We start from the raw sequence: 14,684 nt of genomic DNA on the forward strand, positions 1-14,684 counted from the left end.
TCCGTCAACTACCCCGTACTCAGTAGCGGTACTACACGCAAGATATCCGGCGGGTTCAGTCGGTGGACTACGCAACGACAGGCGAGTGATCATCGATAAGTGCCGTGAACAGCTTCCGTTGTGCAGTTCGAATATGCTGGTAGAAGGCCTGTGGCGAGATGTCCAGCGAGTCCGCCACCACCTCCCCAGTCGCCTCCCGTGGTGATTCGAAGAACCCGCTGTAGTACGCCGTCTCCAGAACTTCCAGTTGTCTGGCAGTCAGTTGCTCAAGCACTGACGCGTAAAGTCCGTGTTCGGATGTTTGTTCCCGTGTTTGCTTTGACGTGAGCTTGACGTCGCTGAACCGCTCGCTAACGAACTGGGTGATGTGTCTGACCTCGACGCCCTGAGAAATGTCGATGACTAGTTCGGTGTTCGATTGCGTAGTGGTTGCACCCTGAAGAACAGCACCGTGGTCAGCAAGTTCCGTCGCGAGAAACGGCTCAGATAACTGGAGTCGCACCACGCCCCCGGAGTCACCACCGCGAATCCGCTGTATATCCTCAACGATCCGAAGACCGTCCGCAGCGTCGACAACGGCGTCAAGCGGTGCATCGTCGACAGTGACGAACACGTAGTTGCCGCTGGCCGTCTGTTGGACGCCGCCTTCGTAGGTAAGTGTACAGTCGGCAGCCTTCGCTAATTGCGTCAGCACGAATGATGGATTCGTAGCCGTGTACTCGACCCGCGTCATCGACGTGGTAAGCAGTGCCCGCTTGCGTTCACTCGCGCTGATGGCAGCGGCGATCGTCTCTCCCAGTTCCGCGAACACAGACTGGACGGTCGCACTGAAAGCGTCCGGCGCGTTCGCGTACACCGTCAGGACACCGTACGAGATATCGTGGTACATCAGCGGAATGCTCAACACGGAGAGCAGATCGCGCGAAATTGCGTCTTTGCGCCACGGGGCCGCACGGAGATCGGCCGCAACGTTCGAGACGAGCGTCATTGTTCCAGACGCCACAGTCCGGCCGGCGGGCTCGACGTTCTCAGCGGCCACCGGGAACGATTGCGTGTCAAGATATCCCTGATCGCTTCCGGCCCACGCCTGTGGTGTCACTGTCTCGCTCGGACTATCGAGCGTGCCGATCCAAGCGAATCGGAAGCGATCGTCGGCAGTGAGGCGTTCACAAACGGTGTGATCGATCTCCTCGCGGGTCTCGGACTGTACGAGCGCCTGATCGATCTCACGAATCGTCTCGTTGATCTGATTGAGCGCAGTGAGCTGGTCGTTCTGTCGCTGGAGTTCGCGGTCCTGCTCACGAAGCTGAGACTCGCGGTCAACGCGATCGAGCGCCGCCTCTGCGGTTGCCGCGAGGAGGTCGGCAAGCTCTCGCGTGACGTCGTCGAACACGCCGACCGCTGTCGAGCCAACGACGAACACGCCGTGATTGCCGAGCGGAATGTATGCTACACTCCGAAGGTCAGTCGCAACATTCGTAAGACGGCCCGCGTCGTGGACGTCCGCAAAAAAGCTGGCTTCGTTCTCGACAAAACTGTGACTAACGAGGTCGTTCCCGTCCGCGTGAACCGCAGGCAGTGGGCCGTGGACATTCCGCATCGCCTGCGAGTGGACAACCGGCTGAAGATCATTCTCGTCGGCGTCGAAGAGGTAGACGGCACTGGCCTCGAGGCCCAGAACGTCTGAGGTATCGCCGACGACGTGTTGGGCGATTTCTTGGTGTGTTTCTGCGTAGAGGAAGTCTCGGGCAGTCTCTTGCAGCGTGGCCAGCGACTGTTCGCGCTGCTTTCGCTTCGTAATGTCACGACAGCTGTACAGCAGCGTCCCATCCCGAATAGCGACTTCGCGAACGTTCACCAACAGCGTGTGTTCACGGCCAGCTTTGTCCGTGGCTGTCGTCTCGATGTTCTTCAGGACGCTCTCGTCAGCGAGCTTCTCACGGTCGAAGAGGTCCTCGCCGAGCAGGGCCTCGATCGTTCCGAGCTCCCGAATCTCGTCGGCGGTATACCCGAAAATGAAGTGAGCATTCGGGCAGACGTACGTGTATTCGCCGTCCTCTCTGGTGATGAGGACGGTATCGGTCATATTGTTGAGCGTGACCCGGTGGAGTTTCTCGGAACGCCGGAGTTCTCGTTCAAGATCGACGCGCTCAGTGATATCGACACTGTCGACGATGATCGAGACGAGCTCGCCGCGTTCGTTGGTGACCGGTTGCACGGAGAGTTCCAGAACGCTGGAGGTCGCTGCAGCGTCTTGGATGACAACAGCGTGCCCAAATTCGCCGTCCCCAGCTGTGTCCACGAGCTGACGGATGTCATCTCTTGTTTGGCTGTCATCGGGCCACCAGGGAAGCGTCCAAAACGGGTCACCGACGACGGCGTCAGCGTCCGTATCCACCATGGTACGGGCGGCTTGGTTGACACGCGTAAGCGTCCCATCGGGGTCGAGTACCCACGTCGCTGATCTGGTATCGTGGAAGATGGCGTCGAACTGTCGGGCCCGTTCGCGCTGTGTGGCTGATCGGTGAGCTTTCCGGAGTATCTGTTCAGTTCGCCGTAGCGCGTCGTTGATGGCGTCGTCTGATAGGTCTGTGACCGCGATATAATCCGTGACACCAGCTTCGATAGCCTCACTGGCGAGTCGTTCGCTGCCGTCGACTGTTCCCAAAATCACCGGTAGCGTAGTCGACGTATCACGGATACGTCGAATGAGATCGATCCCAGTGGTTTCAGCGAGACTGTCGTCTGTAACGACGCAGTCAACGGTCGTCTGTCGAAGCTTCTCTTGTGCTGCCGATATCGTCGAGACAGTATAGACCGTCGTCTCGAACTCCTCCCGGAGAGCGTCAGTGTACGCCGTTATCCATGGCGTGTCACCGACAACGACGATTGCGGATGTGTCGAGAACACTACTTGTCGTGGAGTTCATGTATGGGGCTGAAGGCACCAATCACAGAGTTCGGTACTACGTGGGATGGATCGTTGATAGCCTCAGGTACACTTCCGACAAACAAAATCTCTGGCCTTGTTGAAGCCCTCTGCCACCGATAGGTTATAAATTCACTCGGGGTAATATAACTCCGACTTTGGTTTTTGTGCGACGAGGCGTTCCTGAGTTTGGCAATCTTAGATGGACCTCGATCTCGAACGATGCCAACATCGTAGGACTGGTCCGCAGCAACAGACACCCCTCCGCTACTTACTGCTATTTTGGCGCGAACAGTCCGAGACTATCCCTTCGCTTTGCGCCCTCTGGCCGACTCTCACCGCCAGCCGTGGGTGTTCGACTCGGCGCTGCGGCCCTGTGAACCGTCGCTGTCGCTCGGAGCACGCAACCCTGCCGTCACCTATGTCATTTTTTACCATGGGGGTTGTGGGCTTGTGTATGGACCCGATCCAGTACCGCGACTCGGTCGTCAAGAAGCGACGGAAACACGGCTTCGAGGCGCTTGACGCGGACGCGAACGGCTTCGACCCGGTGTGGGCGGCTCGCGAGGCGGACGACTCTCTCGGCGACGTCTTTGTCCTTGCGACAGTCGTCGACGGTCACGATGGGACCGACGCTGACGGCCCTCGTCCCGACGATATCCGCACGACAGCCGACGCGTTCCGCGATCTGCTCGTCGAAGTGACCGACGACCGCCACGGCTCGACGACCCCGCTCGGCTACGTGCTGTTCCCGATACCGGACCCGGACCCGTCGCTCGTCGACGCGGCCACGTCGTACACGGTTGCTCGCCGGCGGACGAACGTCTTTCCGCTGGTGTACGACTGCGAGACCGGGACGCTCCACCGCCACGAGATCCCGCGGCTGAAGGGACGCGGAATCTACCGCCGACAGGCCGAAGACGCGGCGCGGCTGTTTGATATATAACGGACGGTCGTTTTGGAGTCGTCCGCAGTCCGATGGCCGCTCGGTTCTGCGGCCCTTCGGGCCGTTCGGGCTGCTCGGTCCGGTGGCTGTTCGGCTGCTACCGAACGATCCTGTCGCCGACGGCGACGCTGCCGACGGCGAGGAGCGTCCCCGCGACCACGTCGACGCCCCAGTGGATCCCGAGGTACATCGTCGCGAGGACGATACTCCCGGCGAGCACGGTCGCGACCGGCGTCCACCGCGGGAACTCGTCGTGGGTCGAGACCGCGATAAGGAGGACGGTCACCGACAGCGCTGTGTGCAGTGACGGAAAGACGTTCGTCTCCACGTTGACCCGGGCGGTGAGTTGGGTCACCTCTCGGAACGAGTCGAGTAGCGGTTCCTCGACGTGCGCGGCGTCGGGGTCGGCCCCGGGAAGCCGGTGGTAGTTCCGTGGACCGTAGGCGAGCACCCCCGCGTACAAGACGATCGCGACCGCGTAGTTGACGGCGTACGCGGCTACCAGCCGTTTCAGCGGTCGGACCGTGTCGGCGAACGCGTACGCGGCGAGCGGAAAGACGAGTAACACGGCGTAGCCGAACACGTACATCGGCCCGAAGTAGTACAGCCCCCACTCGGGGAGCGCGTTCTGAACACCGGCCACGAAGTTCCCTTCGAGCGCGTAGAACGTCTCGGTCGCTCTGAGTCCGTGTTCAGCGGAGAACGTCTCTATACGACGGAGCAACCCCTTGTTCACGAGCAGGACTGCGGCGAGTCCCCCGACGAACGGGGCGACTTCGACGGCGCGCCGTCGGAGTCGATCGCGGTCGGTGAGGACCGACCGGATCCGATCGGTGCCCACACAGAGGGGAAGCAGGACCGCGAACGAGCAGACGATAACTCCGACGACGAGACCGGAAAGCGCCACGAACAGCATCGGATACGATCGGAACGGACTGTGGACGTATGGATGCTCGGGTTGCGGCTCCTCGTTGCCTACTCCGCGTCGGCCCACGGGAGCGGCTCCGTACACCAGTGACAGAAGCTGAGGTCCGCGTCGGTCTCCTTCCCGCAGTGCGGACACTCGACCTCCAGCGGACCGCTGTCTTCCCCGGTCACCGCGTCGACCGGTGAGGCCCCTCCGGGGGTGTCGTCGTCAGCGCTTGCGTCGCGCCGGCGGATCGCCTCGGCGGTCGCGTCGGCGCGCTCCTTCTCGGCGATGTCGGCCCGCCCGACGAGGTACGCGTCGAACGCCGACAGTCCGTACAGGAGGGCGAGCGGGAGTGCAACGTCGGTCGGGAGCCCGGCCGCGGCGCCCGTCAGATCCCCGAGCGGGGCGTCGACGGTGACGTCGTACAGGACGAACAGCGCCACCCCGCCGCCGAGGATCGTGAGGTGCCACAGCAGCGCCCGTCCCCACCGGCGCAGGACGAGGTGGCCGAGGCCGGGGAAGGCCAGCGCCAGCACGGCGGCGAGGACGGGACGCAGCTGCGTTCGCATACGTCCCGGATTTGGGTGGGTGGTATTTACGGACTGCGGTGTCAGCCGTCGCCGCCGAGGCGCGGATAACAACCGTTAATCGACGGCCGCTCGTTCGGCCGATAATGAGCAGGCAGCGGGCGACCGCGTTCGTCCCCGGACACGTTACCGCCTTCTTCAGCGCGCACCCGGCCGAGCAGCCGGCCGCCGCCGGCTCCCGCGGCGCGGGAGTGACCCTCTCCGACGGCGTCACGGTTCGCGTCTCGGCGGCAGACGAGACGATCGAGAGCCGTGCCGACGGGACGCTCGAGGTCGACGCCGCCGATATCGCCGACGACGCCGACACTGCCCGCACCGGCGCCGACACTGCCCGCACCGGCGCCGCCTCCACCACCGTCGACGGCGAGTCCGGACGGATCGGTGCGGTCGACGACGTACTCACCGGGCTCGGTCTCGACGCCGCCGTCGACGTCGTCGTCGAGTCCGACGTTCCGATCGGGGCCGGGTTCGGCGTCTCCGGAGCGGCGGCGCTGGGAGCCGCCCTCGCCGCGAACGACGCGTTCGACCGCGGCCGTTCGGAGAACGAGCTGGTCCGGCTCGCCCACGGGGCCGAGGTGCGCCGCGGGACCGGACTCGGCGATGTCGTCGCGCAGGCGCGCGGAGGGGTCCCGATCCGGCTGGAGCCCGGTGCGCCCGGGTTCGGCGAGCTCGACGGGATCCCGGCGACCGCTCGGGTGGAGTACGTCACCTTCGGCGAACTCTCGACCGAGGCCGTCTTGGGCGGCGACACTGCTGCCCTCTCCGCGGCTGGCGAACGCGCCCTCGACCGGCTCCGCGACGATCCGCGGCTCCCGACTCTGATGGACACAGCCCGAGAGTTCGCCCGCGAGGCGGACCTCCTCGTCCCGGAGGTCGCCGAAGCGATCGACGCGGTCGAGTCCGCGCCGGAGAGAGACGGGAGGCCCGGCGACTGCGGCGCCGCCATGGCGATGTTGGGGCGGAGCGTCTTCGCGCTCGGTACCGGGCTCTCTGACGCCGGCTACGACCCGTCGGTGTGCCACACGCACCCGTCCGGTGCGAGCCTCGTCGGCGACGGCGGAGCGCCGCGCTGAGCTCGGTCGTGCACAACGGTTTTGAACCGTTCACTCGAGCAATCACGTATGGCCGAGTCGCTCCGCTCGTTTTTCGACGGGCTCGAGGCGCCCGATCGGAATCTGGTCGTCGTGAACCGATCGTCGCCGGACCCGGTGAGAGCGCTGTTCGACGAGCTTCTCGACGGTCAGCCGGTGTCGATCGAGGACATCGAGACCGAAACCAAGGACAACGGGAACACGGATATCGTGGCGTTGGTCGAAAACGGGGTGGTCGTCGCCGAGTCGACGCTTGACGAGCTCCTCGCATCGGTGTTGCTCATCAACTCAGACCTGTACAAGACGGGAGCGATCGATCTCGCGAACGTGACGCTTCCGGACGTGCTCCGCGGGCTCGACGAGGTCCCCTTCCGACTCCGCGGCTATCCGCAGTCGAACAAGGAGAAGCTGCTGTTGATAATCGTCTCTCGGGTCATCGAGCGCATCGCGGCCGAGCACGGCGGCGGCACGCTCCGAGCGTCGTTCCAGCGCCTCCCGCGGATCAACGACGAACAGGGCACCCGCACGGTGTACGAGACCCTCGCCGACACCGACGTCGACGTCCACGTGTACGGGACCGGCGATCCGGCGGCGCTGTCCGACCTCTCCGTCACGGTTCACAGCGGTACTACGTACCCGTACCGACGATCGTGGTTCGTCGTGTTCACCCCGTCCGACGACGACGGGACCCACGTCGCGCTGCTCGCGATCGAAGACGAGCCCAACGTCTGGGACGGGTTCTGGACGTTCCGACCGGAGCTTGTGACGCAGATCGAGCATCACATCGCGACGCGGATCTGAGCTCCGGCAAAAACGCCCGCCGCTCCCGCCGACCGCGCCGACCGCCGACGAACAAAGCTTTACCGCGTCGACCGCCTATCTTCGGCAAATGGTACTCGACGACCTCGGTACGTCCCTCCGGAGCAGCCTCGACAAGCTCCAGGGGAAGTCCCGACTCTCGGAGAGCGACGTCGAGGAGATCGTCAAGGAGATCCAGCGCTCGCTCCTCTCCGCCGACGTCGACGTCTCTCTCGTCATGGAGCTGTCGGACTCGATCAAGAGCCGCGCGCTCGAAGAGGAACCGCCCGGCGGAACCACGGCGAAGGACCACGTCCTCAAGATCGTCTACGAGGAGATGGTCGCCCTCGTCGGCGACTCGACGGAGCTCCCCTTAGAGAACCAGACGATCCTACTGGCCGGCTTACAGGGGTCGGGGAAGACCACCTCCGCCGCGAAGATGGCGTGGTGGTTCTCGAAGAAGGGGCTCCGCCCCGCCGTCATCCAGACGGACACCTTCCGGCCGGGTGCGTACGATCAGGCCAAACAGATGTGCGAGCGCGCCGAGGTCGACTTCTACGGCGACCCCGACAACGACGATCCCGTCGACATCGCCCGGAAGGGCCTCGAAGAGACGGCGGACGCCGACGTTCACATCGTCGACACCGCGGGACGGCACGCGCTCGAAGACGACCTCATCGCCGAGATCGAAGAGATCGAGCGCGCGGTCGATCCGGACCGTTCCCTCCTCGTGCTCGACGCCGCGATCGGGCAGGGCGCGAAGGAGCAGGCCCGGCAGTTCGAGAAATCGATCGGCATCGAGGGCGTGATGATCACCAAACTCGACGGGACGGCGAAGGGCGGCGGAGCCCTGACGGCGGTCAACGAGACGGACTCTTCCATCGCCTTCCTCGGGACCGGCGAAACCGTCCAGGACATCGAGCGGTTCGAGCCCTCCGGGTTCATCTCGCGGCTGCTCGGGATGGGCGATCTCAAGCAGCTCTCCGAGCGCGTCGAGCGCGCGATGCAGGAGGCCCAAGAGGAGGACGAGGACTGGGACCCCGAACAGCTCCTGCAGGGCGAGTTCACCCTGAAGGACATGAAAAAGCAGATGGACGCGATGAACCGAATGGGACCGCTCGATCAGGTGATGGACATGATCCCCGGGCTCGGCGGCGGGATGATGGACCAGCTTCCGGACGACGCGATGGACGTCACTCAAGACCGGATGCGGAAGTTCGAGCGCATCATGGACTCGATGACGGAGGAAGAGCTTGAGAACCCCCGCGTCGTCGGCCAGTCGCGCACCGAGCGGATCGCCCGCGGCTCCGGCACCGACGAGGAAACGGTCCAGCAGCTCTTAGAGCAGCACTCCATGATGGAACAGACGATCAGTCAGTTCCAGGGCATGGGCGAGGGCGATATGCAGCGGATGATGAAGAAGATGGGCGGCGGCGACGGCGGCGGCCTCGGCGACATGATGGGCGGCGGGAAGGGTCCGTTCTAGGCAGCCGTCGACTCCCGCTGCTCGGTTCTTCCACCGGAAGATACCGGCAGGGCACAGGCAGTTCAGACCTTTTATACGGGTGACCGGGGTACGGTCGCCCGATGAATCTCAGGCGGATCGGCGACTACGACGTGCTGATCCTCGTCTCTCTCATCTGGTTTCTCGGCAAGTTCGTTCGCTACCTCTTTCCGCCCCTGTTCGGACCGCTCCAATCGACGTACGGCGTGAGCAACGCCACGATCGGGACCGCTTTTTCAGGGTTCATGATCGCGTACGCGCTGATGCAGTTCCCCAGCGGCGCGGTCGCCGACCGCATCGGGCCGGTCCGCGTGATCGTCGCCGGCGCGACGGTCGCGGGAGTCGGCGCGCTCGCGCTCGTCGTCGACTCCCCGTTCGCGGCGCTCGTCGCTGCCATGGTCGTCATCGGAGCGGGAACGGGGGTTCACAAGACGGTCTCCGTGCGACTACTCGCCCGTGTGTACCCTTCTCAGACCGGGCGGATGCTCGGGGTCCACGACACGCTCGGAGCGATGAGTGGCGTCGTTGCACCGGCAGTCGTCGTGGTGGTCCTCTCCGCGCCCCCGGCGCTCGCGGTCCTGCTCGACCGGCTGCCGGGCGCCGACTGGCGCGCGCTCTTTCTCGTTACCGGCCTCGCCGCGGTCAGCCTCGCGGTCGCCTTCGGCCTACGTATCCCCGGTCGACTGCCGGCTGACGCCGACACCGGGGGCGACGACGACCCCCAGCCGGGCGCGCGCGATTACCTTCGGCTGTTTCGGAATCCCCGATTCTCGGCGTTCGTCCTCGTGACGATCGGGTTCTCGTTCGCGCACAACGGGCTGGTCGCGTTCCTCCCGCTGTACCTCTCTCGCGAGGTCGGACTGGCGACGACGACGGCGAGCCTGCTGTACTCGCTCGTGTTCGCGGTGACGTTCGTCCAGCTCGTGACCGGTGAGCTCTCCGACCGATCCGGTCGGTTCCCGGTGATGGTGGCCACGCTCGGGCTGGCGGCGACGGCGCTCGTGACGCTGACGGCCCTCCCCTCCGTCGGGGCCGGAACGGTCGCCGCTGCGGTCGTCGTCGCGCTGTTCGGGTTCGGATCGCACGGGTTCCAGCCGGTCCGGAGCGCCTACCTGATGGAGGTCCTCCCCGACTGGCTCGCGGGCGGTGGGCTCGGCGTCGTCCGGACCCTGCTCATGGGCGCCGGCGCGCTGGCCCCGGCGGTCGTCGGGACCGTCGCCGACGTCGCCGGGTTCCGCCCCGCGTTCGCGCTGCTCGCGGGGTCGATGTCGCTGGCGGCGGTCGTGGCCGCCGGGCTGTGGCTCACGGAGTGACGTCCGCGGTCGCCTTCCTGCCCCGCCCGAACCGCCACAGACCGGGCCGATGGCCGCGCCCGCCGATAGTTTTTCCACATGGTAAGCCAATGTCCAGTCACCAATGAACACCGATCGGTCGGGAGTCGGCAGCGGGTATCGAAGGCGGATCGACGTCGTTTGCGGCGGACCTGCGACGCGGGATTCGGCGTCTGATTCAGCGTCTGATTCGAAGCAGGTACGCTGCCCAGCGGGGACGGCCGATGACTGAGCAGACGAAGATTCTGGAGGGGATCAAAGTCGTCGACCTCTCGACGTTCGTCACCGGCGGCTTCTGCTCGGCGATGCTCGCCAATCAGGGCGCCGAAGTCATCAAGGTCGAACAGCCCGGCTACGGCGACGCCGTCCGTCACTCCGGCCCCCCCTTTATCAAGGGCGAATCCCCCTACTACTGGACGCTCAACTACGGCAAGCGGAGCCTCGAACTCGACTTGAAAAACGACCGCGCTAAGGAGGCGCTGTACGAACTCGTCGAGGAGGCCGACGTGTTCGTCCAGAACTTCCGGCCGGGGACCGCCGAGCGGCTCGGCGTCGACCACGAAACGCTCGCCGAGCACAACGACGACCTGATCTACCTCGCCATCTCCGCGTTCGGCCAGACCGGTCCGTGGCGCGAGCGCTCCGGGTACGACCTGCTCATTCAGGGCATGAGCGGGATCATGAGCGTCACCGGCGAAGAGGGCCGTCAACCCGTCAAAGTCGGGCTGCCGATGACGGACCTCATCACGGCGATGTGGGCCGCGTTCGGGACCATGACCGCGCTGTATCGACGCGAGCAGACGGGCGAGGGCGAGTACATCGACTTGGGAATGTTGGAGGCGACGCTCCCGTGGCTCACCAAGCAGGCGGGGATGACGTTCGCTGGAGAAGAGACCAAACGAATGGGGACGAAGGACCCGGTGCTCGCGCCGTATCAGACGTTCGAGACGAAAGACGGGTTCATCAACGTCTGTATCCTCAACGAGAAGCTGTGGGGCGAGCTGTGCGAGGCGCTCGACCGGCCGGACCTGCCCGAAGACGACCGATTCGCGCAGAACGCCGACCGAGTCGACCACCTCGACGAGTTGGAAGCGGAGATCGAGGCGACGCTGGGCGAGCACACGACCGACGAGTGGATAGAGATCATCGCGGAAGAGGCGGGCGTTCCCGCCGGCCCGGTGTACGAGGTGGAGGAGGCGCTCTCGAACCCGCAGATCGAGGCTCGGGGGACGGTGACGGAGATCGAGCACCCGGAACTCGGGACGGTGCCGGTGATCGAACACCCGTTGCGGTACGAGAACGCGACGAGCGGGTTCGACCGAGCGCCGCCGCTGCTGGGCGAGCACAACCGCGAAGTGTTCGGGGAGCTCGGGTACTCCGACGCGGAGATAGACGCATTGGCGAGCGAGGGCGTGTTCGGCGCGGACGACGACGACGAGGAGTGACGACAGAGGCGCTCATTGACGGCCTCGGCCTTGGCGTGTCCGACCTCGGGGTGTCCGGCCTCGGCGTCAGTCCTCGGTATACAGCGAGTCGAGAATGAACTCGTCGATCGCCTTTCGGGTCTCCTCCGGCGCGTCCTCGTGGCCCAGCGCCATTCGGCGGCCCCGCGCGGCGTGGATGAGGTCGGTGATGAGCTGCCCCATTCGCTCGGCGTCGACGGGCTTGAACTCGCCCCGTTCGATCCCGTCTTCGACGACTTCGACGATGCTTCCGCGGATGCGGTCGTAGTGTTCGTTGAAGATCTCCCGGTGGTCGCCGTCGTTCTGGGCGTGCGTGTACAGTTCGTGGTACACCTTCATCCGCTCCCAGTGGGAGAACTCCTCGAACTCCGGCCCGAAGAGGCACTGGTCGATCCGGGCGCCGAGCTCCGAGCGCGGGTCGGCGTCGTCGTCTACCTCCACGCTACCTTCGTACTGTTCGATGACGTACTCGAGGAACGACGACAGCAGGTCGTACTTCCCGTCGAAGTGGTAGTGGATCACCTGCCTCGTGAGATCCATCTCCTCGCCGATGTCGCGCATCCGGAGGTCCGTGTACCCGTGTTTGCTCAGGGCCCGGAACGTGGCCTCCATGATCACCTCTTCCGTGTCTTTGGAGGAGACCGTCTCGCGGGATTCGCTCATACGCTGTCTTCCGACGGTGAGACATATAAGCGATCCTCCGATTCGCTCTGACTTTACCATACAGTAAATTTTTAACCTCCTGGTCAAACGGTACACTCACACATGACACGAACGATCATTCAGAACGGAACGGTCGTCTCTCTCGACCCCGACATCGGAGAGCTCGAGGAGGCGGACGTGCTGATCGAAGACGGCGAGATCGTCGACGTCGGCCACGGCCTCTCGACCGAGAACGCCGAGGTCATCGACGCGTCCGGCCAGATCGTGGTCCCGGGGTTCGTCGACTCGCACATTCACCTCGCACAGACCCAGGTCAGGGGCATCGCCGGTGACTGGTCGCTCATGGGCGAGTACTTCGACCACATGCTCGGCAACATCACCGGGCTCTACCGGCCCGAGGACATGTACCTCGGCGGCCTCTTCGGTGCGCTGGAGAAGCTCCATACGGGGACGACCACGGCCTTGGACTGGTCGTACCCCAACACGCTCGAACACGGCGAACGCGCCGTCGACGCCCTGAAGGATGCCGGACTGCGTGCGGTGTACACCTACGGCCCGCCGGGAGACGACGCGGCGAAGTGGTGGTACGAGAGCGACGTCGGCCTCCCCGAAGGGAACATTCGCGAGCTCTACGCCGAGGAAATCCGCGACGACGACCTGCTCAACTTGGCGCTCGGACTCCGGGGACCGGACTTCTGTACCGACGAAATCGCTCGGGGCGACTTGGAACTGGCGCGAGAGCTGGGAGCGCTCTCGACCGTCCATATGGGCGCCGCGCTGTGGCCGTCGTCGGTGTACGGCGAGGACTACCAGGGCTTCGGCGCCATCGAGGATATGCTCGGCCCCGACGTCAACGTCGCCCACGGGAACCACTTCTCCCAAGAGGACATCGACCACGCCGTCGAGCAGGGCGTCTCTTTCTCGTCGACGCCGGAGGTCGAGATGCAGATGGGCCACGGCATCCCCGTCACCGGGAAGGTACTTGACGCGGGCGGACGCCCCGCGTGGGGCGTCGACGTCTGCTCGGACATCAGCGGCGACATGGGCAGTCAGATGCGGATCGGCCTGCAGCTCCAGCGGATGTTCGACAACCAGGAGATTCTCGAAGGAGACAAGGAGGTCGGCGAGGTGAGCATCACCGCGCGCGACACCCTGGAAATGGCGACGATCGAGGGCGCGAAGGCGCTCGGGATGGACGACGAGATCGGGACGATAACCCCCGGAAAGCGCGCCGACCTCGTTCTCATCGACGCGAACGACTTCATGACGGCGCCCTCGCACTCGCCGGTCCAGACGGTCGTCTTCCAGTCGGACCCCTCCCACATCGACACGGTACTCGTCGACGGCGAGGTCGTCAAGCGCGACGGCGAACTGACGAACCCGAAGGTTCACGAGGAGTTCGATCGCTTCGTCGAGTCCGGCAAACGTCTGCTCGACGAGGCTGGCATCGACCTGTAGCGACCACACGACTGATTTCACACCTACCACAGCTCACATGCGACTCGGACAATATCGAACGACGGACGCGGAATCTCCCTGGTGCGGCGCGCTGATCGACGACGACACGGTCGTCGACCTCTCCGAGGCGGGCGCGGCCGCCGGGATCCGTATCGACGGCGGAACGACCGGTCTGCTCGCCGACTGGGAGTGGCGGCGGAAGGCCGAACTGGCGGTCGAGTACGCGGCGGAGACCGGGGTCGGGCGCTACGACGCCGACGCGGTCTCGCGGGCGGCGCCCGTCTCCGACCCGCAGAAAGTCGTCTGCGTCGGGCTCAACTACCGCGATCACGCCGAAGAGGGCGACAACCCGATCCCGGACGAGCCCGTGCTCTTCTCGAAGTTCCCGACCTCGGTGACGGGGCCCGAGGACGCGGTCTCGTGGGATCCCGACCTCACGCAGAAGGTCGATTACGAGGCCGAGCTCGTCGCCGTCATCGGCGAGGAGGCCCGCCGCGTCGACCCCGACGAGGCGATGGACCACGTCGCCGGGTTCACCGTCGGCAACGACGTGTCCGCCCGCGACCTCCAGCACGGCGACGGGCAGTGGGTCCGCGGCAAGAGCCTCGACTCGTTCGCCCCGATCGGTCCGGAGATCGTGACGACGGACGAGATCGGCGACCCGCACGACCTCGACATCTTCGCGGAGGTGAACGGCGAGCGGTTGCAGGAGTCGACCACGGCGAACCTGATCTTCGGAATCGACGAGCTGGTCTCCTTCTGCAGTCGGGCGTTCACGCTGAAGCCGGGCGACCTGCTGTTCACCGGGACGCCGCCCGGGGTGGGCGTCTACCGCGAGCCGCCGGTGCTGCTGGAGGACGGCGACAGCGTCACGGTGGGCGTCGAGGGCGTCGGCGAGCTGACGAACGAGTTCGCGTTCGACGAGGCGTAGCGATACGTCGGCTCACACGGGGCGGAACCGCGTGTGAGACACCGATTCCAGAAGTAGATCGATTTCGGTGCTGT

Annotated in this window: 12 protein-coding genes; 8 read left to right on the forward strand and 4 right to left on the reverse strand. The window is 65.0% G+C overall.

The annotated features are described in order from the left end of the window. Positions 1–67: 67 nt before the first annotated feature. On the reverse strand, positions 68–2,929 hold the full coding sequence (locus ACNSN4_RS02865; RefSeq protein WP_418284248.1) for a bacterio-opsin activator domain-containing protein: 2,862 nt from the start codon (positions 2,927–2,929) through the stop codon (positions 68–70). Between the two features lie 456 nt (positions 2,930–3,385). Here ACNSN4_RS02865 and ACNSN4_RS02870 point away from each other — a divergent pair, with 456 nt between their 5' ends. Next, entirely contained in the window at positions 3,386–3,874 is a 489-nt protein-coding gene (locus tag ACNSN4_RS02870) for a hypothetical protein (protein WP_418284249.1), read from the forward strand. A gap of 97 nt (positions 3,875–3,971) precedes the next feature. Here the strand turns inward: ACNSN4_RS02870 and ACNSN4_RS02875 are convergent, their stop codons facing one another. Together ACNSN4_RS02875 and ACNSN4_RS02880 are read right to left on the reverse strand one after the other, a co-directional pair. Further along, on the reverse strand, positions 3,972–4,868 hold the full coding sequence (locus tag ACNSN4_RS02875) for a phosphatase PAP2 family protein (protein WP_418284250.1): 897 nt from the start codon (positions 4,866–4,868) through the stop codon (positions 3,972–3,974). Beyond that, positions 4,850–5,353: a DUF7575 domain-containing protein gene (locus ACNSN4_RS02880; protein ID WP_418284251.1), complete on the reverse strand. Its 504-nt coding sequence runs from the start codon at positions 5,351–5,353 to the stop codon at positions 4,850–4,852. The genes ACNSN4_RS02875 and ACNSN4_RS02880 overlap by 19 nt, the downstream gene beginning before the upstream one ends. Before the next feature lie 104 nt (positions 5,354–5,457). On the opposite strand from ACNSN4_RS02880, the gene ACNSN4_RS02885 reads away from it, so the two are divergent. From ACNSN4_RS02885 to ACNSN4_RS02905, 5 genes are all read left to right on the forward strand, one after another. Next, positions 5,458–6,444 (forward strand): pantoate kinase, encoded by a 987-nt coding sequence (locus ACNSN4_RS02885; protein ID WP_418284252.1) that lies wholly within the window; start codon positions 5,458–5,460, stop codon positions 6,442–6,444. Positions 6,445–6,492: 48 nt separating this feature from the next. Then, positions 6,493–7,263 (forward strand): DICT sensory domain-containing protein, encoded by a 771-nt coding sequence (locus ACNSN4_RS02890; RefSeq protein WP_418284253.1) that lies wholly within the window; start codon positions 6,493–6,495, stop codon positions 7,261–7,263. An 88-nt stretch (positions 7,264–7,351) separates the two neighbouring features. Continuing rightward, on the forward strand, positions 7,352–8,746 hold the full coding sequence (locus ACNSN4_RS02895; RefSeq protein ID WP_418284254.1) for a signal recognition particle protein Srp54: 1,395 nt from the start codon (positions 7,352–7,354) through the stop codon (positions 8,744–8,746). A 101-nt stretch (positions 8,747–8,847) separates the two neighbouring features. Beyond that, on the forward strand, positions 8,848–10,077 hold the full coding sequence (locus ACNSN4_RS02900; RefSeq protein ID WP_418284255.1) for an MFS transporter: 1,230 nt from the start codon (positions 8,848–8,850) through the stop codon (positions 10,075–10,077). Between the two features lie 242 nt (positions 10,078–10,319). Further along, on the forward strand, positions 10,320–11,540 hold the full coding sequence (locus tag ACNSN4_RS02905) for a CaiB/BaiF CoA transferase family protein (RefSeq protein WP_418284256.1): 1,221 nt from the start codon (positions 10,320–10,322) through the stop codon (positions 11,538–11,540). A 66-nt stretch (positions 11,541–11,606) separates the two neighbouring features. Here the strand turns inward: ACNSN4_RS02905 and ACNSN4_RS02910 are convergent, their stop codons facing one another. Further along, positions 11,607–12,221 (reverse strand): TetR/AcrR family transcriptional regulator, encoded by a 615-nt coding sequence (locus tag ACNSN4_RS02910; RefSeq protein WP_418284257.1) that lies wholly within the window; start codon positions 12,219–12,221, stop codon positions 11,607–11,609. A 102-nt stretch (positions 12,222–12,323) separates the two neighbouring features. Here ACNSN4_RS02910 and ACNSN4_RS02915 point away from each other — a divergent pair, with 102 nt between their 5' ends. Beyond that, the gene (locus ACNSN4_RS02915) at positions 12,324–13,679 is read left to right on the forward strand and encodes an amidohydrolase family protein (RefSeq protein WP_418284258.1); all 1,356 of its coding nucleotides are present in this window, start codon (positions 12,324–12,326) and stop codon (positions 13,677–13,679) included. 37 nt (positions 13,680–13,716) lie between these two features. Then, positions 13,717–14,610: a fumarylacetoacetate hydrolase family protein gene (locus ACNSN4_RS02920; protein ID WP_418284259.1), complete on the forward strand. Its 894-nt coding sequence runs from the start codon at positions 13,717–13,719 to the stop codon at positions 14,608–14,610. Positions 14,611–14,684 lie beyond the last annotated feature (74 nt).

It is taken from the genome of Halorubrum marinum, assembly GCF_048381195.1.
Lineage (GTDB): Archaea > Halobacteriota > Halobacteria > Halobacteriales > Haloferacaceae > Halorubrum.

Excerpts from the sequence above, each read along its gene's own strand:
- ACNSN4_RS02865 (WP_418284248.1), bottom strand. The coding sequence starts at position 2,929 with ATGAACTCCACGACAAGTAGTGTTCTCGACACATCCGCAATCGTCGTT.
- ACNSN4_RS02870 (WP_418284249.1), top strand. The coding sequence starts at position 3,386 with ATGGACCCGATCCAGTACCGCGACTCGGTCGTCAAGAAGCGACGGAAA.
- ACNSN4_RS02880 (WP_418284251.1), bottom strand. The coding sequence starts at position 5,353 with ATGCGAACGCAGCTGCGTCCCGTCCTCGCCGCCGTGCTGGCGCTGGCC.
- ACNSN4_RS02885 (WP_418284252.1), top strand. The coding sequence starts at position 5,458 with ATGAGCAGGCAGCGGGCGACCGCGTTCGTCCCCGGACACGTTACCGCC.
- ACNSN4_RS02890 (WP_418284253.1), top strand. The coding sequence starts at position 6,493 with ATGGCCGAGTCGCTCCGCTCGTTTTTCGACGGGCTCGAGGCGCCCGAT.
- ACNSN4_RS02895 (WP_418284254.1), top strand. The coding sequence starts at position 7,352 with ATGGTACTCGACGACCTCGGTACGTCCCTCCGGAGCAGCCTCGACAAG.
- ACNSN4_RS02900 (WP_418284255.1), top strand. The coding sequence starts at position 8,848 with ATGAATCTCAGGCGGATCGGCGACTACGACGTGCTGATCCTCGTCTCT.
- ACNSN4_RS02905 (WP_418284256.1), top strand. The coding sequence starts at position 10,320 with ATGACTGAGCAGACGAAGATTCTGGAGGGGATCAAAGTCGTCGACCTC.
- ACNSN4_RS02910 (WP_418284257.1), bottom strand. The coding sequence starts at position 12,221 with ATGAGCGAATCCCGCGAGACGGTCTCCTCCAAAGACACGGAAGAGGTG.
- ACNSN4_RS02915 (WP_418284258.1), top strand. The coding sequence starts at position 12,324 with ATGACACGAACGATCATTCAGAACGGAACGGTCGTCTCTCTCGACCCC.
- ACNSN4_RS02920 (WP_418284259.1), top strand. The coding sequence starts at position 13,717 with ATGCGACTCGGACAATATCGAACGACGGACGCGGAATCTCCCTGGTGC.